The organism is Actinophytocola algeriensis (assembly GCF_014203735.1).
GTDB classification, from domain to species: Bacteria; Actinomycetota; Actinomycetes; order Mycobacteriales; family Pseudonocardiaceae; genus Actinophytocola; species Actinophytocola algeriensis.
In genome coordinates this window covers 348090-369332 of sequence record NZ_JACHJQ010000011.1, presented here as the reverse complement: position 1 = coordinate 369332, position 21243 = coordinate 348090, and the positions used below count along the sequence as shown (strand labels likewise).

Sequence of the window (21243 nt, the reverse complement as noted above, 5' to 3'; positions counted from 1 at the left end):
GCCGAGACGGCGGCGGGCCCTCGTGTCGTTCACCGGGGTCCCCCTTGCGGAAGTCGTGGCGGCGTACAGGGTTCGCGGTTCTCTTCGACCAGACCGCAGACGTAGGTGTCGAGCCAGCGGCCGCTGCCGGTCGCGTTGTTGATCACGCGGAAGTACGGGCCCGCGAGCTGGAGGCCGCGGTCGAGCTGGGCGCCGTAGCGCGTGAGCACGTCGGTGACGACCTCGAGCTGGGTGAGCGCGCCGTCGAGCTGCTCGGAGTTGTCGGCCACCAGCCCGGACAGCTGCTTCGCGAGGTCGGTGGTACCGGTCAGCAGGTCGTGGATGGCGTCGCGCCTGCCCGCCAGCTCGGTCAGCAGCAGCTCGCCGTCGTCGAGCAGCTTGTCGAACTCCTCGTTGGTGCCTGCCAGCGTCGAGGTGATCTGGCGGGTGTTGCGCAGCAGCTCGGCGAGCTGGTCGTCGCGGGAGGAGATGGTGCGGGACAAGGAGGTCAGCCCGTCTAGGGCGGACCGGACGTGTGTCGGCGAGTCCGCGAACGTGTCGGAGATCGTGCGGAAGCTCTCGGCGAGCTGGTCGGTGTCGATGGCGCCCGCGGTGTCGGCGAGGCCCTCGAACGCCTGCGTCACGTCGTAGGGCGTGACCGTGCGGTCCAGCCCGATGCGCACGTCCGGGTCCTGGTCGCGGCCGCCCGTCGGGTGCAGGGCGAGGAACTTGCGGCCCAGCAACGTCTTGATCTTGATGGCGGCGGTGGTGTGGTCGCCGATCCACGTGTCCTCGACGCGGAACGTGACCAGCACCCGGTCCACGTCCAGCTCGACCCCGGTGACCTCGCCGACCTTGATGCCGGCGACCCGCACCTCGTCGTCCGGCCGCAGCCCGGCGGCCTCGGAGAACTCGGCCTCGTAGGTGGAGCCGTTGATGCCGGGCAGGTCGGGCCAGAAGTACACGAGCGCGGTGATCGCGAGCAGTGCCACGGTGCCGATGACGCCGATCGGCCCCGGCCTGCGTTCGCGGAAGGACTTCCTCACGAGTCACACCTCGCCGCGCCGCTGACGTAGCTGTGCTCCTCGTGGCCGATGGGGATCGCCTCGCACAGGTAGAAGTTGAGCCAGGACCCGTAGGACGCGGTGCGGCCGACCGCCTCGAACTTGGCCGGGGTGGCCGTGAGGAACTGTTCGAGCGCTTCCTGGCCGGTGACCAGGTTCGACGCGAGCATCCCGAGGCCGGAGATGCTCTGCTTGAGCGGTGCCCTGGCTTGTTCGAGCAGGCCGGCGGTGGCGCCGGTCAGGTCGGCCATGCCCTGGATCGCGTCGCCGATCGCGGCCCGGTCGCCCGCGAGGCCCGACACCAGCCGCTGCAGCGTGCCGACCAGTGTGGACAGTGCGTCGCCCTGCCCGTTGATGTTGGCGAGGACCGAGTTCAGGTTCGTGATCACGTCACCGATGACCTGGTCGCGGTCGGCGAGCGTGGTGGTCAGCGAACCGGTGTGGGCGAGCAGCGAGTCGACCGTGCCGCTTTCACCCTGCAGCACCTGGACGATCTCGCCGGACAGGTCGTTGACGTCCTTCGGCGACAGCGCCTGGAACAGCGGCTTGAAGCCGTTGAACAGGTCGGTCAGGTCCAGGGCGGGCCGGGTCCGATCGAGCGGGATCTCGTCGTCCTCGGCGAGGAGGGCCGCCGACAGCTTCTCGCCGCGTTCGAGCGCGATGTACCGCTGCCCGACCATGTTGCGGTACTTGATGGTCGCGGTGACGTCCGCGGGCAGGGGTTTGGACTTGTCGACCGAGAACGTCACGAGCGCGAGGTGACCGTCCACAACGGACATCTCGTCGACCTGCCCGACACGCACGCCGTGGATCCGCACGTCGTCGCCGGGGTTGAGCGACGTGACATCGGTGAACCGGGCCGAGTAGGTCAGCGTGTCGCCGACGCCCCCGTTGCCGATCGAGATCGCGAGCACGGCCGTGGCGAGGCCGGTGACCAGCACGAAGATCAGGCCCTTGATCAGCGGCGCGGCCAGTTTCCTCATCGCAGTGTCACCTCCGTGCCGCGGTAGAGCGGGCCGACGAGCACGCTCGACCAGCCGGGCACCTCGCCGATCGCGGGCGCCAGCAGGGTGCCGATCAGTTCCTGTTCCTGCGGCGAGTTCGCGAGCCCGAGGTCGTCGCCGGACAGCAGCGGGTGCCCCGCGCCACCGGCCGGTGCCGCGACCGTGCCCTGCGTCGGCGCGACCCCGCTCGGGTAGCAGCGGGGGCCACCGGTCGCGTCGTAGACCGGGTCGTCGCGGCCGGGGACGTACTTGCCGCGGTCCTCGGTGACGACCAGGTCGACGTGCACACCGCCGTCACGCAACAGGTTGTCCACCGACGGCTTCAGGTCGGTCAGCGCCTCGAGCGTGCACGGGAAGCTCGGCGAGTACTCGGCGGCGATCTCGAGCGGTGCGCGGCTCGACGCGGCCAGCCGGATCAGGTTCTCGGAGTTGTTGCGCAGGAACACGGTGACGTCCTGCGCGGACCTGGTGACCTGCGCGTACAGGTCGGTGAGCTGGACGCGCTGGTCGGCGACGGTGTTGAGGGTGACCGACGAGTCGGTGAGCGAGTCGAGCAGGTCGGGCGCGATGTCGCCGTACAGCTCGCTGACCTCCGCCAGGGCACGCAGGTCGTCGGTGAGCGTCGGCAGGTTCGGGTTGAACTCCTCCAGGTACGTGGCGGTGTCGACCATCGTGCGGCCGAGCTGTTCGCCGCGACCTTCGAGTGCGGTGGCGATCGCGGTGAGCGTGGTGGCGAGCTTCTCCGGCTGCACGGCCTTCAGCACCGGCATCAGGTCGTCGAACACGCGCTCCAGCTCGATCGCGTTCCGCGACCGGTCCTGGCGGATGACGTCACCCCCTTCGAGGGGGTCCGCCACCGAGTCGTCCGGAATGGACAGTTGGACGTACCGCTCACCGAACAGGGTCTTCGGGATCAGCAGCGCGGTGACGTCCTTGGGGAGGCGTTCCAGGGTCTCCGCCTTCATGGCCAGCTCGATGGTCGCGCCGTCCGGCCCGGCGCGCACCGCGCGCACGTCACCGACGACCACACCGCGCGCCTTGACCTGCGACGCCTCGTTGAGCTGGTTGCCGATCCGGTCGGTCTTCAGCGTCACGAGCACGTCGTCGGAGAACGCTTCCTCGTACACCTGCACTGACAGCCACGCGAGCACGGCCATCACCAGCAGGAACGCGATCCCCGCCGACCGTCTGACGAGTTTGCCGGTCATGACCGCTCCTCGCAGGCTCCGAGCGGCGACTGTGCTCGATGATTCGCTCCGCAGGCGCCGCTCATCCCGCCACCTGCACCGTCGTGGTGGCGCCCCACAGCGCGAGGCTCAGGAACAGGTCGATCACGCTGACCGCGACCAGGGACGTGCGCACCGACCGGCCCACCGCGACACCCACGCCCGCGGGCCCGCCGGTCGCGCGGAAGCCGTAGTAACAGTGCGCGAGCACGACGACGATGCTGAACACCAGCACCTTGCCGAACGAGTAGAGCACGTCGATAGGCGGCAAGAAGAGGTGGAAGTAGTGGTCGTACGTGCCCGCCGACTGGCCGAAGAACCAGATCGTCACCTGTCTGGACGCGACGTAGGAGGTCAGCAGGCCGATCGCGTACAACGGGATGATCGCGAGGAACCCGGCGATGATCCGGGTGGTGACGAGGTACGGGATGCTCGGCACGCCCATCACCTCGAGCGCGTCGATCTCCTCGGAGATCCGCATGGCGCCCAGCTGTGCGGTGAACCCGCAGCCGACCGTGGCCGACAGCGCGATGCCCGCGACGAGCGGCGCGATCTCGCGGGTGTTGAAGTACGCGGAGATGAACCCGGCGAGCGCGGGCGTGCCGACCTGGTTCAGTGCCGAGTAGCCCTGCATGCCGACGACGAAACCGGTGAACGCGGTCATGCCGACCATCACGCCGATGGTGCCGCCGATGACCGCGAGCGCGCCGGAGCCGAAGCTGACCTCGGCCATCAGGCGCATGATCTCCTTGCCGTAGCGGCGGATCGCGCGCGGGATCCACGCGATCGCCTTGAGGAAGAAGAAGATCTGGTCGCCGAGGACGTCGAGGAACGTGAACCGCCGGTCCACTGCCTTCAGGAAGGCCTTGTCCGCCTTGGGTCTGTCCGTCGCCTTGTCACTGAGGAGGGCCACTTCACGCCCCCTTCGGCGGCACGACCTGCAGGTACAGGGTCGTGAGGATGAGGTTGAGCAGGAACAGGAGCAGGAACGTGATCACCACGGACTGGTTGACCGCGTCCCCGACGCCCTTCGGCCCGCGCCCAGGGTTGAGGCCGCGGTAGGACGCGACCACCCCGGCGACGAAACCGAAGATCACGGCCTTGATCTCGGAGATCCACAGGTCCGGCAGCTGCGCCAGCGCGGAGAAGCTCGCGAGGTACGCGCCGGGGGTGCCGCCCTGCATGACCACGTTGAAGAAGTAGCCACCGAGCACGCCGACCACGGAGACGAGGCCGTTGAGGAACGCGGCGACCCCCATCGCGGCGAGCACGCGCGGCACGATGAGGCGCTGCACCGGGTTGACGCCCAGCACCTCCATCGCGTCGATCTCCTCGCGGATCGTGCGGGAGCCGAGGTCCGCGCACATGGCCGAGCCACCGGCGCCCGCGATGAGCAGCGCGGTGACGACCGGGCTGGCCTGCTGGATGATCGCGAGGACGCTGGCCGCGCCGGTGAACGACTGCGCGCCGATCTGCTGCGTCAGCGACCCGAGGTGCAGCGCGATGACCGCACCGAACGGGATCGACACGAGCGCGGCGGGCAGGAGCGAAACGCTGGCGATGAACCAGAACTGCCCGATGAACTCGCGGAACTGGAAGGGGCGCTTGGGGATGCAGCGGATGACGTCGAGGCCGAGCGCGTAGAGGCGACCGGTCTCCCGCATCGCGGCAGCGCCGGGGAAGGTGGCATGCCTGGTCATCGCACTCCGATGCCGTAGCGGAGCCGGTCCTCGGCGTCGAGGCTGGACACGATGCCGTGCCGCGCCTCGGGCGGCAGGGTGTGGATGATGCGCATGACGCGGTCCTTGCGGCGGCGCACGGCCTCCCGGTACGGCAGGCCAGGGGTCGGCTGCAGCTGCGGCACCACCCCGCGAACGTCCTCTGTGGACCCGTCGTGGTGGCCTGCCTGGGCGTGTGCCTGCTCGGCGGCCATCGTGGCCTCGTCCTTCTCCTCCGACATGCCGATCGGCCCGATGCGCGAGCCGTTGAGGAACTGCTTGACCGCGGGGACCTCGCTGGTGAGCAGCACCTCGCGCGGGCCGAACATGACCAGTTCGCGGCGGAACAGCATGCCGATGTTGTCCGGCACGGTCCGCGCGAGGTTGATGTTGTGCGAGACGATCAGGATCGTCGCGTCGACCTGCGCGTTGAGGTCGATGAGCAGCTGCGAGATGTAGGACGTGCGCACGGGGTCGAGCCCGGAGTCCGGCTCGTCGACGAGGATGATCTCCGGCTCCAGCATGAGCGCCCGTGCGAGCCCGGCTCGCTTGCGCATACCGCCGGAGATCTCGCCGGGCAACTTCTTCTCCGCGCCCGCGAGCCCGACCATGTCCATCCGGCCGAGCACGAGCCCCCGGATTTCGGTCTCGCTTTTCCTCGTGTGCTCGCGCAGCGGGAACGCGATGTTGTCGAAGAGGTTCATCGAGCCGAACAGCGCACCGTCCTGGAAGAGGACGCCGAAGAGTTTCCTGGTTTCGTACAACTGGCGTTCGGAACATCTGACCAGGTCGATCCCGTTGATCAGGATCTTGCCGGATTCGGGTTTGAGCAAACCGATCAGACATTTCAGGAACACCGATTTCCCGGTGCCGGAGGGGCCGAGCATGACGCTGACCTCACCCGCGGGCAGCGTCAGCGTGACGTCCTGCCAGATCCGCTGGTTTCCGAACGACTTGGAGAGGTCCTCGACCACGACCTCGACTCCCAACACACACCTCCATTGGTGCCAAGGCCGCTTATCTACTGGCGAGTACGCTAACGACGGCCACTCTGGCAGGCAACAATCCGCCGCTTTTTCTGATTGCCGTGACAATTCCCGGCAGCGGATTTGTGGAGATGTGAGTGAAAACCCGAGGATTACCCCGTTCGGGCTATTACCATACGCGAAACGGCGTGCGCGGAGGCCGCCTTACGGTCGGCGAAGCGCCTCGGCGCCGTCGGACGGCGGTGCGCGGTTAGGCCGCTCGGATGAGGTGTGCGCGACGCGGAAGGGGCGCGCCCGGGTGTCCCGGACGCGCCCCCTTCGAGTTTTTGTCAGTGCGCGAAGTGGCGCGTGCCCGTCAGGTACACCGGCACCCCGGCGGCCTCCGCGGCCGCGATCACCTCGGCGTCCCGCACGGAACCGCCCGGCTGGACGATCGCGCGGACACCGGCGTCGATCAGCAACTGCGGCCCGTCCGGGAACGGGAAGAACGCGTCCGAGGCCGCGACCGACCCGCTCGCCCGGGCACCGGCCCGCTCGATCGCCAGCTTGGCCGCGTCGACGCGGTTGACCTGCCCCATCCCGACGCCGACGGTCGCGCCGGCGGCGGCCAGGACGATCGCGTTCGACTTGACCGCGCGGCACGTGCGCCACGCGAAGGCCAGGTCGGCGAGGGTCGCCTCGTCCACCGGGGTGCCCGTGGCGAGGGACCACTTCGCCGGGTCGTCACCGGGGGCGTCGATGATGTCGGACTGCTGCATCAGCAACCCGCCGGACACCGGGCGGAACTCGGGGCCACCACGCGACGGCGGCGTGGCCACCAGGATGCGGATGTTCTTCTTGCGCATCAGCACGTCCACGGCCCCCGGCACGTAGGCGGGGGCCACGATGACCTCGGTGAACACCTCCGCCACCTGCTCGGCCATCTCGACCGACACCTCGCGGTTCGCCGCGATCACGCCGCCGTAGGCGGACACCGGGTCGCACGCGTGCGCCTTGCGGTGCGCGTCCGCGAGTTCCGTCTCCGACACCGCGATGCCACACGGGTTGTTGTGCTTGATGATCGCGACACACGGCAGCTCGTGGTCGTACGCGGCACGCCACGCCGCGTCCGAGTCGAGGTAGTTGTTGTACGACATCTCCTTGCCGTGCAACTGTTCCGCGGTCGCGAGGCCCGGACGGCCGGACGTGTACAGCGCCGCCTTCTGGTGCGGGTTCTCGCCGTACCGCAGCACGCTGCGCCGCTCCCAGCTCGCGCCGGCCCAGGACGGGAAGACCTCCGCGTCCGGCGCCAGCACCGACCCCATCCACGACGCGACCGCGATGTCGTAGGTCGCCGTGTGGCGGTACGCGTCCGCGGCAAGGCTCTGCCGGTCGGCGAGCGTGAACCCGCCGGACCGCACCGACTCCAGCACCCAGTCGTACCGCGCGGGGTCCACGACCACGGCCACGCTCGGGTGGTTCTTCGCCGCCGCGCGCACCATCGCCGGGCCACCGATGTCGATCTGCTCGACGCACTCGTCCGGCGACGCGCCCGACGCGACCGTCCGCTCGAACGGGTACAGGTTCACCACCAGCAGGTCGAACGGCTCGATGCCCAGCTCCGACAGCTGTTCGACGTGCTCGGGCTTGCGCAGGTCCGCCAGCAGACCGGCGTGCACGCGCGGGTGCAGCGTCTTCACCCGCCCGTCGAACGACTCCGGGAACCCGGTCACCTGCTCGACCGGCGTCACCGGCACGCCGGCGTCCGCGATGACCTTGGCCGTGCCACCGGTCGACACGATCTCCACGCCGTTCGCGGAAAGGCCCGTCGCCAGTTCCAGCAGACCCGCCTTGTCCGAAACCCCGATGAGGGCCCGGCGAACCGGGCGCCGCTCGTCAGTCACGGGATGCTCACCTTTCGTCCATGCACCGTGTAACCCTGCCGGGTCAGCAATGCGATCACGTCGACCAGCAGCCGACGCTCGACAACCTTGATGCGCTCGTGCAGCGCGCCGACGTCCTCGCCCGGCGTCACGCTCACCGCCTCCTGCGCGACGATCGGCCCGGTGTCCACACCGGCGTCCACGAGGTGCACCGTGCAACCGGTGACCCGCACGCCGTAGGCGACCGCGTCGGCCACGGCGTGCGCACCGGGGAACGCGGGCAGCAGCGCGGGGTGCGTGTTGATCACCCGGCCGCCGAACGTGTCGAGGAACTCCGGCCCGAGGATCTTCATGAACCCGGCCGACACGACCAGGTCCGGCTCGTGCGCCGCGACCGCCTTGGTCAGCGCGCGGTCCCACGCGGCGCGGTCCTGGTGGTCCTTCAGCCGCACCACGAAACCCGGCACCCCGGCCCGTTCCGCGCGCGCGAGACCTTCGATGCCCGGCCGGTCGGCGCCGACCGCGACCACGCGCACGGGGAGATCGGCCGCGTCGAGCACGGCCTGGAGGAGGGTGCCGGAACCGGAGACCAGCACGACGAGCCGCGCGGGCACGTCCGGTCTCACCGAGATGAGCTCGCTCAGCGGTGGCTCCCAGTCATACGCGCAGCTTAGGCGGCCAGTGATCCCCGCCCTAAACCGGTCGCCCGGCACGTTCGGGGCACACTAGGTTCTCGTGGTGCACATCACCGAGCGCGTGCCCGGCGAACCGCTGATCCGGAAGCGGTACGCCGAGGAGTCGCGGTGGCGGCAAGCCAAAGAGGTCCACGTCTACTCGCTGCTGGCGGGTGTGCCGGGGGTGCCGTCGGTCGTGGCCGTCGAGGACGGCGTCACGACCATGACGCTGGTGCCGGGAACGCCGCTGTCGGACGCGCAGGTGCCGCCGCAGTGCCACCGCGACGTGTACCGCCAGATCGGCGAGCTGCTCCACACCATCCACCAGCTGACCCAGCCCGAGTTCGGGTACATCACGACCGAGATCGTGGACCCGGAGCACCACAACACGGCCTACATGCGCAGGCAGTTCCGCGTGACGCTCGACCGGTTCCGCGAGTTGGGCGGCGACCCCGCGACACACGAGCTGGCGACCGAACGGGTGGCGGAGCGGGCGGGCCTGTTCGGGCTGTGCGCCGGCGCGGTGCTGTGCCACAACGACCTGCACGAGGGGAACGTGCTCGTCGAGCCGGACGGCGACCGGTGGCGGGTGAGCGGGTTCATCGACGTGGAGAACGCGATCTCCGCCGACCCGATGACCGACCTCGCCAAGACCATCCAGTACGAGCTGTCCCGGTCGCCGGCCAAGTACGCGGGCCTGCTGGCGGGGTACGGGCCGCTGCCGCGCAGCGGGCTCGCACGGATCGAGCTGTACCGGCTCTACCACGCGCTCGAGCTGTGGAACTTCTTCCGCGAGAACGGCACGACGGCCCCGCTGAACGACATCGCGTTCGACATCCGGCAACTGGCCCACCTGCCCTGAGAGGCGCCGCCGGGACGTTCGACGTCCTGGCGGTCACCGTCGGGACATCAGTCGCGGACCACCTCGCCGGACTTCTCGACCGCGTCCCGCGGCCCGGGCAGCTCGTCAGGCTCGTCGTCCGCTTCTTCCGCCTCGTCCTCTTCTTCCCCGGGTTCCTCGTCGGCGTCCTCCTGCCGGTCCTCCGGTTCCGCTTCCTGGTCCACCACCACGGGTTCCGGCTCGTCATCGATCAGGCCCGGCAGGCGTTGCGCGGCCGGGCGCGGCCCGCCGAACCACGCCGCCACCGCGGCGGGCACGGCCGTCCACAACACGAGCGCAATCGACAACGCGGCCGCACGCATGCTGACCGGGTCGAACGGGCCGCGCCCCAGGTGCCCGCCCGCGCTGCCGCCCAGCACCACGAACGCCATCGCGACCACACCTGCGGCCACCGCGACCCCACGAAGTCGCGCCAGCGGGTCGTCGTCGACGAACCGCAGCCGCCACCCCACCAGCACCCCCACCGCGAGCGGCACCACGAACAGCACGGGCCACCACACGGCTTCGTGCTCGGGCAACGCCGCGAGCAGCGGCACCGCGGGTATCGGCCCACCGTCGAACTCGAGCGGTGACATCGCGACCGAGCCGATCGAGAACCCCAAACCGGCGAGGAACCCGGTCGCGGCGACCATGGCGTTCGGCAGGTACCCGATCGACAACAACAGCATGCCGATCGCGTTGCCCGCGCCGGCCGGAAGCATGTCGCGGGTCGCCGCGATGGACGTGAGCAGCCCGAACGTCAACAGCGCCCCGCCCGCGGCGAGCAGCAGCACGACCGCGAGCGCGCCGGCGCGGAGCCCGGCGACGGCGACCTGGTCGGCGCGGCGGCCGATCGCGGCGAGCACGCCGCCGCGGCGCGCGACCCCGGCGGTGGCGGCCAGCGCGGACACCAGTGCCGGGTAGTACAGGGCCGAGAGCGGGTCGGCGGTGACGTCCCCGTGGGCCGACAGCGCGGCGACGACCATGCCCGCCATCCCGTGTGCCGCCGCGATGATCGCGATCAGCTTGGCCGCCTGAGCGGGTCTCTGCAGGTCCAGCCGTGCCGCCGCGCTGGACGCGGCCTTCGCGGTGAGCGCGGCGAGGCCGATGGTCGGCAGCAGTGGCAGCACACCCAGTTCGAGCCCGGAGATCCGCACCGGCACCTGGTGCGCGGCGAGCCACACGGGCAGTGCCGCGTCCAGCACGCCGGCGGTCGTGACGTGCGCGTTGGTGGCGATCGCGGTGACGAGCGCGAGCAGCGCGGCGAGCGCGAGGTAACCGGTGAGGAGCGGGCCGAGCGTGGCGAGTGCCAGGACGCGGATCCTGGTCAGCGTCGGCGCCTCGGCCCGGAGACCGGCCGTGTCGCTGGCCGCGGCTTCCGCTAGTTCGTGGCTGAGTGCTCCCGGCTGGGCGGGTTCGTCGAGGTCAGGGGCCATGCGGCCACGGTCGCATGTGGACTTGGCCGGGCGGGTGAGCCACGCCGCCGATACCGGATCAGGTGAACGGCCCGACACACGTCGATGGGGTGGCCGCCGTCCGGCGACCACCCCATCGAGTGAAATGCGTGGGCTCAGCCCTGCTGCGGGTAACCACCCGGCGGAGTACCGGGTTGCCCCGGCTGCTGGCCGGGCTGGCCGAACTGGCCCTGCTGCGGCGCGAAGGTGGTCTGCTGCCCGGGAGGGGCACCGAACTGGCCGGGCTGACCCGGCTGCTGCTGGGGCGGGGCCGGGAACTGACCGGAGGGCGGGAAGGCGCCACCTGCCTGGCCGTGGCCGTACGGGTTCGGTGCGGGCATCTTGAGGATGCCCTGGTCGAGCAGGAACGCACCGATCGAGCCGAGCCCCTGCAGGATGCCGAACACCATGATCAGGATGGTGCCGGTGCCCACGTCCGGGTCGGTGGAGAAGGTGAGGAACAGGACCGTGAGCATGGCCGCGACGGAGAAGGCGGCGGGCGGGATGCCCGGCTTCTTGTTGTCGCCGGGCAGGATCGCGGGCAGCGAGAACAGGCCGCCGAGCAGGAACAGTGCCGGGATCGTGGAGGCGTTGGCGAAGTAGCCGTCACCGCCGTCGAACACGTCCGCGAAGCCGACGAAGAAGTTGATCAAGCCGAGACCGAGGATCACCAGGTGCAGGATCGTCGGCAGGCCGAGCTTCATGCCGCCGCCGGGCGGAGGCCCGTAGGGACCGGGTTGGTGCTGCTGCGGCCCTTGGCCCGGGTAACCACCCGGAGCCCCGCCTGGGAAGGTCATCGCGTTGCTCTCCTCGACTCACTCGACGCGATCGGTGGACATACTTGTACTCAGACCTTCCGACGGCCGGCGGTACGAAGCGGTTCCCCCGAACACCAGACCATCGTGGGGCCGGACGCTACACCAGCGTCCGGCCCCACGGTCACATGCCTGTCAGCTGGGAGATCAGGCCTTCGCGGCCACGATCTGCCGTGCCAGCTCAGCGGTCTCGGACGGCGTCTTGCCGACCTTCACACCCGCCGCCTCGAGGGCTTCCTTCTTCGCCTGCGCGGTGCCGGACGAGCCGGACACGATCGCGCCCGCGTGCCCCATCGTCTTGCCCTCCGGCGCGGTGAAGCCCGCGACGTAACCCACGACCGGCTTGGTGACGTGCTCGGCGATGTAGGCCGCGGCCCGCTCCTCCGCGTCGCCGCCGATCTCGCCGATCATCACGATGACCTCGGTCTGCGGGTCCGCCTCGAACGCGGCGAGCGCGTCGATGTGCGTGGTGCCGATGATCGGGTCACCGCCGATGCCGACCGCGGTGGAGAAGCCGATGTCCGACAGCTCGTACATCATCTGGTAGGTCAGCGTGCCGGACTTCGACACCAGGCCGATGCGGCCGGGGCCGGTGATGTCCGCGGGGATGATGCCCGCGTTGGACTTGCCGGGGCTGATGACACCCGGGCAGTTCGGGCCGATGATCCGCGTCGTGTTGCCGGTGGCGCAGGCGTGCGCCCAGAAGAAGGCGGTGTCGTGCACCGGGATGCCCTCGGTGATCACGACCGCGAGCGGGATGCCCGCGTCGATGGCCTCGATGGCCGCGTCCTTCGCGAACTTCGGCGGCACGAACAGGACCGACACGTCCGCGCCGGTCTCCTTCATCGCCTCGGCGACCGTGCCGAACACCGGCAGGGTCAGGCCGTCCTTGACGTCGGAGAAGTCGGCGCTCTGCCCCGCCTTGCGGGCGTTGACGCCGCCGACCACGTTGGCGCCGGAGGCGAGCATGCGGCGCGTGTGCTTGGTGCCCTCGGCGCCGGTCATGCCCTGAACGATGATCTTGCTGTCCTCGTTGAGGAAGATCGCCATGACTAGGCCCCCTTCGAGGCAAGTTCGGCGGCCTTGCGTGCCGCGTTGTCCATCGTGTCGACCTGCTCGAGGCCGGCCAGTGCGGCCTCGGTGAGGATGCGGCGGCCCTCCTCGGCGTTGTTGCCGTCCAGGCGCACCACGATCGGCTTGTTCACCGGCTCGCCCCGGGACTCCAGCAGCTGGAACGCCTGCACGATGCCGTTGGCGACCGCGTCGCACGCGGTGATGCCGCCGAACACGTTGACGAACACCGACTTCACGTCGCGGTCGCCGAGGATGATCTCCAGGCCGTTGGCCATGACCTCGGCCGACGCGCCGCCGCCGATGTCGAGGAAGTTGGCGGGCTTCATGCCGCCGAACTCCTCACCGGCGTAGGCGACGACGTCGAGCGTCGACATGACGAGGCCCGCGCCGTTGCCGATGATGCCGACCTGGCCGTCGAGCTTGACGTAGTTGAGGTCCTTGGCCTTCGCCGCGGCCTCGAGCGGGTCCTCGGCGGCGGTGTCGACGAGGGCCGCGTGGCCCGGGTGGCGGAAAGACGCGTTCTCGTCCAGCGTGACCTTGCCGTCCAGCGCGATGATCTTGTCCTGCGGGTCGCGGACCAGCGGGTTGACCTCGACGAGGGTCGCGTCCTCGCTGACGAAGGTCTCCCACAGCTTCACGACGACCTCGGCGGCCTCGTCCAGGATCGGCTCCGGGAAGCGGCCCGCGGTCAGGATTTCCTTGGCCTTGGCCAGGTCCACGCCCTTGATGGCGTCGACGGGCACCTTCGCGAGCGCGTCGGGGCGTTCGACCGCGAGCTGCTCGATGTCCATGCCGCCCTCGGCGGACGCCATGGCGAGGAAGGTGCGGTTGGCGCGGTCCAGCAGGAAGGAGAAGTAGTACTCCTCCGCGATGTCGGACGCGGGCGCGATGAGGACGCGGCGCACGATGTGGCCCTTGATGTCCAGGCCCAGGATGCCCTCGGCCTTCGCCTTGGCGTCAGCGGCGTCGTCGGCGAGCTTGACGCCGCCGGCCTTGCCGCGGCCCCCGGTCTTCACCTGCGCCTTGACGACGACGCGCTGACCGAGGTCGCCCGCGATGCGTGCGGCGTCGTCGGGAGTGTCGGCGACGTCCCCCGGCAGAACCGGGACGCCGTGGGCCCCGAAGAGGTCCTTCGCCTGGTACTCGTACAGATCCACTACGACGGTCTCCTGTATCTACGGCTCGACTTGGGGGTTCGGCACGCAGAAGACCCTAGCGACCAGCGACTTAGGGTCGACGGGCGGCGTCCGTGAGGTCCCTCACTCGGTGCGATCGGTCATAGCCGCCACCGCACCCGCCACGAGCGCGACGAGGCAGGCCAGCGACAACCACGTGCCCTGCCCGGCCGACGCGTCCGCGACCCGGTCCCCGGTCATCGGCAGTTCGAGCAGGTGCACCCCGACCACGACCGCGCCACCGAACAGCAACCCGGCGGCCCGCACCGGCCGGGAGAACGCGGCGACGGCGGCGGCCCCGGCGACGACCGCGAACCCGATGAGCAGTCCCCAGGACGCGAGCCGGAACTCGGAGAAGATCCCGGGCGCGGTGAACTCCGGCGCGACGATCATCGGCGCGGCGAAGGCCCCGACGGCGAGGAGGATCGCCGCCCCGACGGGAATGGCGACCCGGGTGTGCAGCTTCCGCTCGCTGAGGTCCACGTCGTCCCGCTCCGCCCCACCCGCGATCGCGGCGGCGACAGCGGCGAACGCGGCGAGCACGATCGCGGCGATCGCGAACCAGACCCCGGCCCCGACATGCACCTCGGCGGTGACGACCGGCATGTTGAACGCCGTGCCGGGGATGGTGGTCCCGGTGAACGCGGCGTCGAGGCTCGCGAGCCCGACCAGAGCGACGGCACCGAGCGAGACGACGAACGCGGGCCGCACCGCCCCGGCCCACCTGGTGAACAGGGCCGCCCCCAACAGGATGACGACGATCCCGGCGGGGATCAGCTGCCGGTTGGCGTAGCTCGCGGGCTGGTCGCCACCCTCGACCACCACGAGCGCACCGACAGCACCGCCGATCGCGGCCACCCCGGTCAGCACTCCGAGCACCCCGGTGAGGAGGTGGAGGGGGCTGGTCTCGAGCTGCAGCTCGGCGGGTTCGTCGGCAGGCTCCCGATCCCCGCGCAGCACGAACAGCATGCCGACGAGCACGACGAGCGGCACGAGCGTGAGCAGCCCGCCACCCCGCTCGAAGTGCAACCAGTCGATCGCGGCGACCGCGAAGACCTGCGGCAGAGCAAGCCAGGCCAGCGCGAGAAGCAACCCGACCGACATCCCGCGTGCGGTGGGAGGTCGCGCGTTCCCCGCGGCGGCCACCCAGCCCACCAGGAGGGTCAGCGCGAGCAGGATCCCGCCGTACCGGACGAGGGCCGGGCTGTCGACGAGGTCGTGCGCGAGCAGGAACGCGTTGTCAGACCGGAACGGCGGGAAGAACAGCCCGGCGACGCTGATGGTGGCGGCGGCAAGCGCCCACCCCACCGCGGCCCCGCGCCGGGAGACGGAGGCCGTGCTGTCGAGGGCGGCGAAGTAGTCGGAGCTGGGGTCGGCCCCGGCCCGCCCCGCGGCGAGCACCCCGGCGACCCCAGCGGCGACATGCCCGGCGAGCACCAGGTAGGCCCCGGCCCCGGGTGTGAGCGCGGCAAGCGAGGTGGGCACCAGCATCTCGGGCCGAGCCGCCTGCAACGCGTCGACGAGGAACTGCGCGTCGACGAGCGCCAGCCCGGGCGCGAGCAGCGCGGCGCCGGTGAGCACACCGGCCCCGACGATCGCCCGCCCGAAGAGCACAAAAAGGACGGCCGCCGCCGTGGGCGCGACCGCGAGCACGGTGAGAAGGAACCCACTGCCGAACCCGGCCGCCGGCGAGTCGACGACCAGTCCCTGCCCGACCCCGACGACGGTGAGCACGGCCCCGGCCAGCGAGACCAGCAGCGCGACCCGAAGACGGGGAGGGGAGGCGGCCAAACCGAGCCGGTCTACCGCGCCGTCCTGTGGTGTCCCACGCTCCCGGCCACCGGCCGCACCGAGCGTTGATGGAGTCCGCGCAGTCATTGTGTGAAGACGCTAGCAAGGCTCCTTCCGCCGCACATGTCGCGCCCACCCCTGATCGGCCGACGGCACATCCGCGCGCCTGCCCACCCGCCACTGACCGCACCGGGGCCCGCTTCACCGACCACCCTGAACGACCAGCTCTCACGGCAGCGCTGGGTCGCGCATGGGCCCGGCCAAAGCGTCCGGCAGGCAGGCAACACCAAGTCGTCAGGCAGTCAGGCAGCCCACCCGCCAGCAACCCGCCAGCCAGCAACCCGCCAGGCGGCGGCCAGCGGTGGCCAGCCAGCTGCTCACCCGCCAGCAGCCTGGCCGCGGCCCAGCCAAGCGTCGGCCGGGCAGGGAGCGCCAGGCAGCCAGGCAGCCCACCCGCCAGCAACCCGCCAGGCGGCGGCCAGCGGTGGCCAGCCGGCTGCTCACCCGCCAGCAGCCTGGCCGCGGCCCAGCCGAGCGTCGGCCGGGCAGGCAACGCCAAGAGGCCAGGCAGCCAGCCCACCCGCCAGCCACCAGCAACCACACCGGGCGTGGGCCAGTCGGGGCGTCGGCCAGGCGGGCAACGCCCGGAGGCCAGGCCGGCAGTCAGCGTTCAGCCGGCCAGGCAACCAGTGACCAGGCATGCAGGCGTGCTGCCAGGCAGCCGGCGTCCAGGAACCGGCGTGCCTGAGTCCGATGTCGCGGGTCTCGGCTTGCGGGTCTCGGCCTGTTTCGGGAGCCCGGTGCTCGGGCCACGCCGTCCGCTCGGGCTCCGCCGTGCGCGCCGCGTCGGGCGGAAGTCGCTTCCTTGTTGGTGCTTTTGGTGGTTGTGCTGGTGACCTTCTCTCTTGGGTCGTTCGCCTGACTGGAGGCCGAACCTTGTGGGTGTGTGGCTCCCGCGCGGGGCTCGGGTTTGGTTACGGAACACCTCGCGGGGCGGCCGTTGGGTGGTCCTGGACCGCTGGTTGCGGGCCGGGAATTGGTGTCTTGGGTCACATCGGGTAGGTAACCTTCGATTCACTTTGGGTTATCAGGCCTGGTTACAGAAGGTTTTGGCGCCACCCGTTTGGCGGACCTGGTTCACGGAAGTTGCCCTCAGCGGTGCCCCTTCGTTATCTTCCCCCGGTCCGTTGTCACGGTCCGGTCACGAATTGGACAGGACGGCAACCAAGAGGTTTGGTTCCGTCCAACTGGGATCCCCCGCCCGGTGTCCACGCCGACAGCTCGGCCCCAACGAGCCAGGCGCATGTCGAGGCCCGGACTCCCCGAAGACGGAAGGGCAGGCCTTGTCTCGACACCGCTCCCCCGGCGGCGACACCACACGGGAGTGCGCAGCGCTCGATGCTGCGTTGGCTGAACGCAACAGCTCCGCCCGTATCCGTGCCGCGCAACACCGGATGAGCCCACCTTCGTCCCAGCTTCGTGGGCGGGTGGTCGTCGCCGCTGTCGCGATCGGTGCGTTCGCTGCCGCCACGGCTGGTCAGACGCTCAAGGCCGGAGAGTCCTCGTCCGACGACATCGCTCCGCTCGCGGACGCCAAGAACGCCTCCGCCCAGCTCGGCGGTGGCATCGGTGGCCAGTCGTCATCCGCCGCCGCGCCAGAGGTGCTGACGGTGGCGAAGATGTCCACCGCCCCGGTCGAGGCGCAGAAGATCGCCTCCACCAACCAGATCGTTCAGGCCCGTGTCGCGGCCGCCGCGGCGGCGAGGGCCGAGGCTGAGCGGCCCAAGTTCGTACGGCCGGCCGAGGGCCGGTTCACCTCCGGTTTCGGTGCCCGCTGGGGTGGCAGCCACCTCGGCATCGACATCGCCAACAGCATCGGCACGCCGATCTACGCCGCCGCCGACGGTGTGGTCATCGAGGCGGGCCCGGCCAGCGGCTTCGGCCTCTGGGTCCGCATCCAGCACGACGACGGCACGATCACCGTCTACGGCCACATGCAGGACTACTCGGTCAGCGAGGGCGAGCGGGTCAAGGCCGGCGAGCAGATCGCCCGCATCGGCAACCGCGGTCAGTCCACCGGCCCGCACCTCCACTTCGAGGTCTGGGACGAAGGCACCCGCAAGATCAACCCCCGTACCTGGCTCCTCGACCACGGCGTGGTCATCTGATCCCTGCGGGTACCCACCCGACTCCAGGACTACACGCCACCGCTCCGCCAGCCATTCAGCCGCCGCGGACGAAGAACGCGTTGGCGACCCGCCAGACGCTGCACATGCCGCCCTTGCGATGACGAGCCGCGGCGCAGCCCGCGCAGCTCCCTCGACGGCCCTCCGGCCGGTGCAGGTCGAGCAGCGCCCGCCACGCGGCGACGAGCAACCGCAGCTCTTCCGAGTGCTCAGCGCGCCGGTCGACTCCGTCCAGGTACTTGCCGATGTTCTCGGCGAGCACACCGAACAACACCTCGTCCACATCTAGGACCCCCTGCCTCACCAGGCGGGACCCGTGTGGTCCCGCGCGATGATTAGTCAACCGGATGGCACCGACAGTTTCGCACACCCGTTCGACCATGAGAAGCGGGATTCACCCGAAAGTGGCGGAGGGCGGGCAAGCGACGGTTTCGGGGGTGTCGGGAGGGCGCCGACGGGCTCACAGGAGGCGCAGGAGAGGCGAGGGCGAGCCGAGGGGGCCGGGGCGGACAGGCAGGACAAGGCGAAGACGTCCCAGACATGACGGGTCCCGTCGTGAGGGCGCGTTGGGGACGCTGAAGGTCTCTTCGCGCACCCTGCACCCGGCCTGGGTGGGTCAGGTCCCGAAAGACGCTCTCAGGGCGTTGAGTGCCCTGAAGCGCCCTTACGCACCGCGCCAGCCCGCGGAGGCGCGCTCAGAGCTTCTGAATGGGCACGCTGCCGATCAACATCAGCCGGATGGAACCCGCGGTGCCGAAGTCGATCGTGGCGGTCGCCCGGGGGCCGACGCCGTCCGTGGCGACCACGGTGCCGAGGCCGTACTTGTCGTGTGTGACGCGGTCGCCCACGTTCAGCGACAGCGCCGGGGTGTCCTTCCAGCCCTTCGCGGGGCCGAACGACGGCGCCGACGAGCCGCCGCCGGAGCCACCACCGAAGGACCGGCGGCCCCAGCCCGTGGTCGGCGCGCTGGGCGCGGAGCGCTCCGGCTGCACGCGGCGCCAGTCGACGAGGTCGGCCGGGATCTCGTCCAGGAACCGGGACGGCGGGTTGGTCATCGGCTGGCCCCACGCGGACCGCACGATCGCGCGCGACAGGTACAGCCGCTGCTGTGCCCGCGTGATGCCCACGTACGCCAGGCGCCGCTCCTCCGCCAGCTCCGTCGGGTCGCCGAGCGCCCGCATGTGCGGGAACACGCCGTCCTCCCAGCCGGTGCAGAACACGATCGGGTACTCGAGGCCCTTCGCGGTGTGCAGCGTCATCAGCGTGACCACGCCGGTGGCCTCGCTGTCCTCGTCCGGGATCTGGTCCGCGTCCGCCACCAGCGACACCCGCTCCAGGAACGCGGCCAGTGAGCCCGGCTCGACCAGGCCCTCGTCGGCCGCGCCGTCACCGTCACCGTCGGGGTCCTCTGGCGGCAGCTCGTGCGCGAACTCGCGGGCCACGGTGACCAGCTCGGTCAGGTTCTCCACCCGCGTCTCGTCCTGCGGGTCGTCGGACGCCTCCAGCTCGGCGCGGTAGCCGGTGCGCTCCAGCACCGACTCCAGGATGTCCGCGGTCTCGTGCCCGTCCGTGACGAGCCCGCGCAGGTCGTCGATCAGCTCGACGAAGCCGACGATCGCGTTGCGGGACCGGGCGTTGAGCATCGGCACCTTGTCGTCCACGGCGTCGCGCAGCGCGTCGTTGAACGAGATCCGCTGCTTGTCGGCGTGCGCGGACACGCAGGCCTCCGCGCGGTCGCCGATGCCGCGCTTGGGCACGTTCAGGATCCGCCGCAGGCTGACCGCGTCGTCCGGGTTGGCGAGCACCCGCAGGTAGGCCAGGGCGTCGCGGACCTCTTTGCGCTCGTAGAACCGCACGCCGCCGACCACGCGGTACGGCAGGCCCATGCGGACGAAGATCTCCTCGAACACACGGGACTGGTTGTTGGTGCGGTAGAAGACGGCGATGTCGCTGTACTTGACCTCACCCGTGTCGCCACCGTCCATGAGGCTGTCGATCTCGCGCGCGACGAACGCGGCCTCGTCGTGGTCGTTGTCGCCCACGTAGCCGACGATCTTCTCGCCGTCGCCGAGCGCGGTCCACAGTCGCTTGTCGCGCCGGTTGGGGTTGCGCGAGATGACCGCGTTGGCCGCGGACAGGATCGTCTGCGTGGAGCGGTAGTTCTGCTCCAGCATGATCGTGGTGGCCTGCGGGTAGTCGGACTCGAAGTCCACGATGTTGCGGATGGTCGCGCCGCGGAACGCGTAGATCGACTGGTCCGCGTCGCCGACCACGCACAGCTCGCCCGGCTCGAGACCGTTCTCCCCGGTGCCCACCAGCTCGCGGACGAGCGTGTACTGCGCGTGGTTGGTGTCCTGGTACTCGTCGACGAGCACGTGCCGGAACCGGCGCCGGTAGTACTCGGCGACGGCCGGGAACGTCTGCAGCAGCTCGACCGTGCGCATGATCAGGTCGTCGAAGTCGAACGCGTTGGCCAGCCCGAGGCGCCGCTGGTACTCGACGTAGACCTCGGCGGTGCGACGCTCGAAGTCGTTGGCCGCCTTGTCCTTCGCGCTCTCCGGGTCGATCAGTTCGTTCTTGAGGTTCGAGATGGCCGACGCGAGCCCGCGCGGGGTGTACCGCTTCGGGTCGATGTCCAGGTCGCGGGACACGAGCGTGATCAGCCTGCGCGTGTCGTCCGCGTCGTAGACCGAGAAGCTCGACTTCATGCCCAGCGTGGTGGCCTCGCGGCGCAGCACCCGCACGCACATGGAGTGGAACGTCGACACCCACATGACGTTGGCGCGCCTGCCCACCAGCTCGACCACGCGCTCGCGCATCTCGGCGGCGGCCTTGTTGGTGAACGTGATCGCCATGATCTGGCCGGGGTGCACGTCCCGTTCGGCCAGCAGGTAGGCGATCCGTCTGGTCAGCACCCGCGTCTTGCCCGACCCGGCGCCCGCGACCACGAGCAGCGGCGTGCCTGCGTGCTGCACGGCGCGTCGCTGCTGGTCGTTGAGGCCGTCGAGCAGCTCAGCCCCTGCCTTGCGCCGGGGCTGCGGGGACGTCTGGGGAGATGGCAATTCGAACAGAGTGCTCACGACTCCCCCTCGCAGGCTCCGGGGAGCCGCTCGCGGTCGCCCTGTGTCTGATGATTCGCTCCGCAAGCTGCGCTCATGATGCGTCCACGTTACCGGCCCCCACCGACAACGAGGCGCATGACGGGCCGGGTGGACAGGTTCATGGCGGGCAGTGCAGAATCGATGACGTGCGCGACCACAACTTCGTGTTTTTTTACGGGACCCGGACTCCGGCTCCCGTGGTTGTCTAGCGCGCGAAACGACCATCGAAGCCCCGGAGTCCTCGGACCCGGGGC

17 protein-coding genes are annotated in these 21243 nt (G+C 70.3%); 2 read left to right on the top strand and 15 right to left on the bottom strand.

Going from position 1 to position 21243, the window contains the following annotated elements; translation table 11 throughout:
* Positions 1-29 precede the first annotated feature (29 nt).
* The 8 genes from FHR82_RS41200 to purN all read right to left on the bottom strand — a co-directional run bounded on the left by FHR82_RS41200 (position 30) and on the right by purN (position 8465).
* Entirely contained in the window at positions 30-1025 is a 996-nt protein-coding gene (locus FHR82_RS41200; protein ID WP_184816076.1) for an MCE family protein, read from the bottom strand.
* Complete coding sequence (locus tag FHR82_RS41195; RefSeq protein WP_184816075.1) at positions 1022-2026, bottom strand: MCE family protein; 1005 nt, start codon at positions 2024-2026, stop codon at positions 1022-1024. The genes FHR82_RS41200 and FHR82_RS41195 overlap by 4 nt, the downstream gene beginning before the upstream one ends.
* Complete coding sequence (locus tag FHR82_RS41190; protein WP_184816074.1) at positions 2023-3255, bottom strand: MCE family protein; 1233 nt, start codon at positions 3253-3255, stop codon at positions 2023-2025. The genes FHR82_RS41195 and FHR82_RS41190 overlap by 4 nt, the downstream gene beginning before the upstream one ends.
* 61 nt (positions 3256-3316) lie before the next feature.
* Positions 3317-4132: an MlaE family ABC transporter permease gene (locus FHR82_RS41185; RefSeq protein ID WP_184816161.1), complete on the bottom strand. Its 816-nt coding sequence runs from the start codon at positions 4130-4132 to the stop codon at positions 3317-3319.
* A gap of 55 nt (positions 4133-4187) precedes the next feature.
* The gene (locus tag FHR82_RS41180) at positions 4188-4973 is read right to left on the bottom strand and encodes an MlaE family ABC transporter permease (RefSeq protein ID WP_184816073.1); all 786 of its coding nucleotides are present in this window, start codon (positions 4971-4973) and stop codon (positions 4188-4190) included.
* A complete protein-coding gene (locus tag FHR82_RS41175; protein WP_184816160.1) occupies positions 4970-5980 on the bottom strand; it encodes an ABC transporter ATP-binding protein in 1011 nt (336 codons plus the stop codon). Before FHR82_RS41175 ends, FHR82_RS41180 begins: the two co-directional genes overlap by 4 nt.
* Before the next feature lie 326 nt (positions 5981-6306).
* Positions 6307-7860 (bottom strand): bifunctional phosphoribosylaminoimidazolecarboxamide formyltransferase/IMP cyclohydrolase, encoded by a 1554-nt coding sequence (purH, locus tag FHR82_RS41170; protein WP_184816072.1) that lies wholly within the window; start codon positions 7858-7860, stop codon positions 6307-6309.
* Positions 7857-8465, bottom strand: coding sequence for a phosphoribosylglycinamide formyltransferase (gene purN / locus FHR82_RS41165; RefSeq protein ID WP_311771525.1), 609 nt, complete (start codon positions 8463-8465; stop codon positions 7857-7859). Before purN ends, purH begins: the two co-directional genes overlap by 4 nt.
* Positions 8466-8577: 112 nt before the next feature.
* On the opposite strand from purN, the gene FHR82_RS41160 reads away from it, so the two are divergent.
* Positions 8578-9375: a phosphotransferase family protein gene (locus tag FHR82_RS41160; RefSeq protein WP_221464894.1), complete on the top strand. Its 798-nt coding sequence runs from the start codon at positions 8578-8580 to the stop codon at positions 9373-9375.
* 47 nt (positions 9376-9422) lie between these two features.
* Here FHR82_RS41160 and FHR82_RS41155 read toward each other — a convergent pair whose 3' ends face one another.
* The 5 genes from FHR82_RS41155 to FHR82_RS41135 form a co-directional block, all read right to left on the bottom strand.
* On the bottom strand, positions 9423-10829 hold the full coding sequence (locus FHR82_RS41155; protein ID WP_184816071.1) for a cell division protein PerM: 1407 nt from the start codon (positions 10827-10829) through the stop codon (positions 9423-9425).
* A gap of 134 nt (positions 10830-10963) precedes the next feature.
* Positions 10964-11644 (bottom strand): DUF5336 domain-containing protein, encoded by a 681-nt coding sequence (locus tag FHR82_RS41150; protein ID WP_184816070.1) that lies wholly within the window; start codon positions 11642-11644, stop codon positions 10964-10966.
* A 165-nt stretch (positions 11645-11809) separates the two neighbouring features.
* Positions 11810-12712, bottom strand: a complete 903-nt coding sequence (gene sucD, locus FHR82_RS41145; protein ID WP_184816069.1) for a succinate--CoA ligase subunit alpha — start codon at positions 12710-12712, stop codon at positions 11810-11812.
* 2 nt (positions 12713-12714) lie between these two features.
* Positions 12715-13893: an ADP-forming succinate--CoA ligase subunit beta gene (gene sucC / locus FHR82_RS41140; protein WP_184816068.1), complete on the bottom strand. Its 1179-nt coding sequence runs from the start codon at positions 13891-13893 to the stop codon at positions 12715-12717.
* Positions 13894-13995: 102 nt separating this feature from the next.
* A complete protein-coding gene (locus FHR82_RS41135) occupies positions 13996-15702 on the bottom strand; it encodes a hypothetical protein (protein ID WP_221464893.1) in 1707 nt (568 codons plus the stop codon).
* Between the two features lie 1343 nt (positions 15703-17045).
* Here FHR82_RS41135 and FHR82_RS41130 point away from each other — a divergent pair.
* Positions 17046-17870: a M23 family metallopeptidase gene (locus tag FHR82_RS41130; protein WP_376706491.1), complete on the top strand. Its 825-nt coding sequence runs from the start codon at positions 17046-17048 to the stop codon at positions 17868-17870.
* 55 nt (positions 17871-17925) lie between these two features.
* Here the strand turns inward: FHR82_RS41130 and FHR82_RS41125 are convergent, their stop codons facing one another.
* Positions 17926-18171, bottom strand: coding sequence for a hypothetical protein (locus tag FHR82_RS41125; RefSeq protein ID WP_184816065.1), 246 nt, complete (start codon positions 18169-18171; stop codon positions 17926-17928).
* 412 nt (positions 18172-18583) lie between these two features.
* Positions 18584-20968, bottom strand: a complete 2385-nt coding sequence (gene pcrA / locus FHR82_RS41120) for a DNA helicase PcrA (protein ID WP_184816064.1) — start codon at positions 20966-20968, stop codon at positions 18584-18586.
* Positions 20969-21243 lie beyond the last annotated feature (275 nt).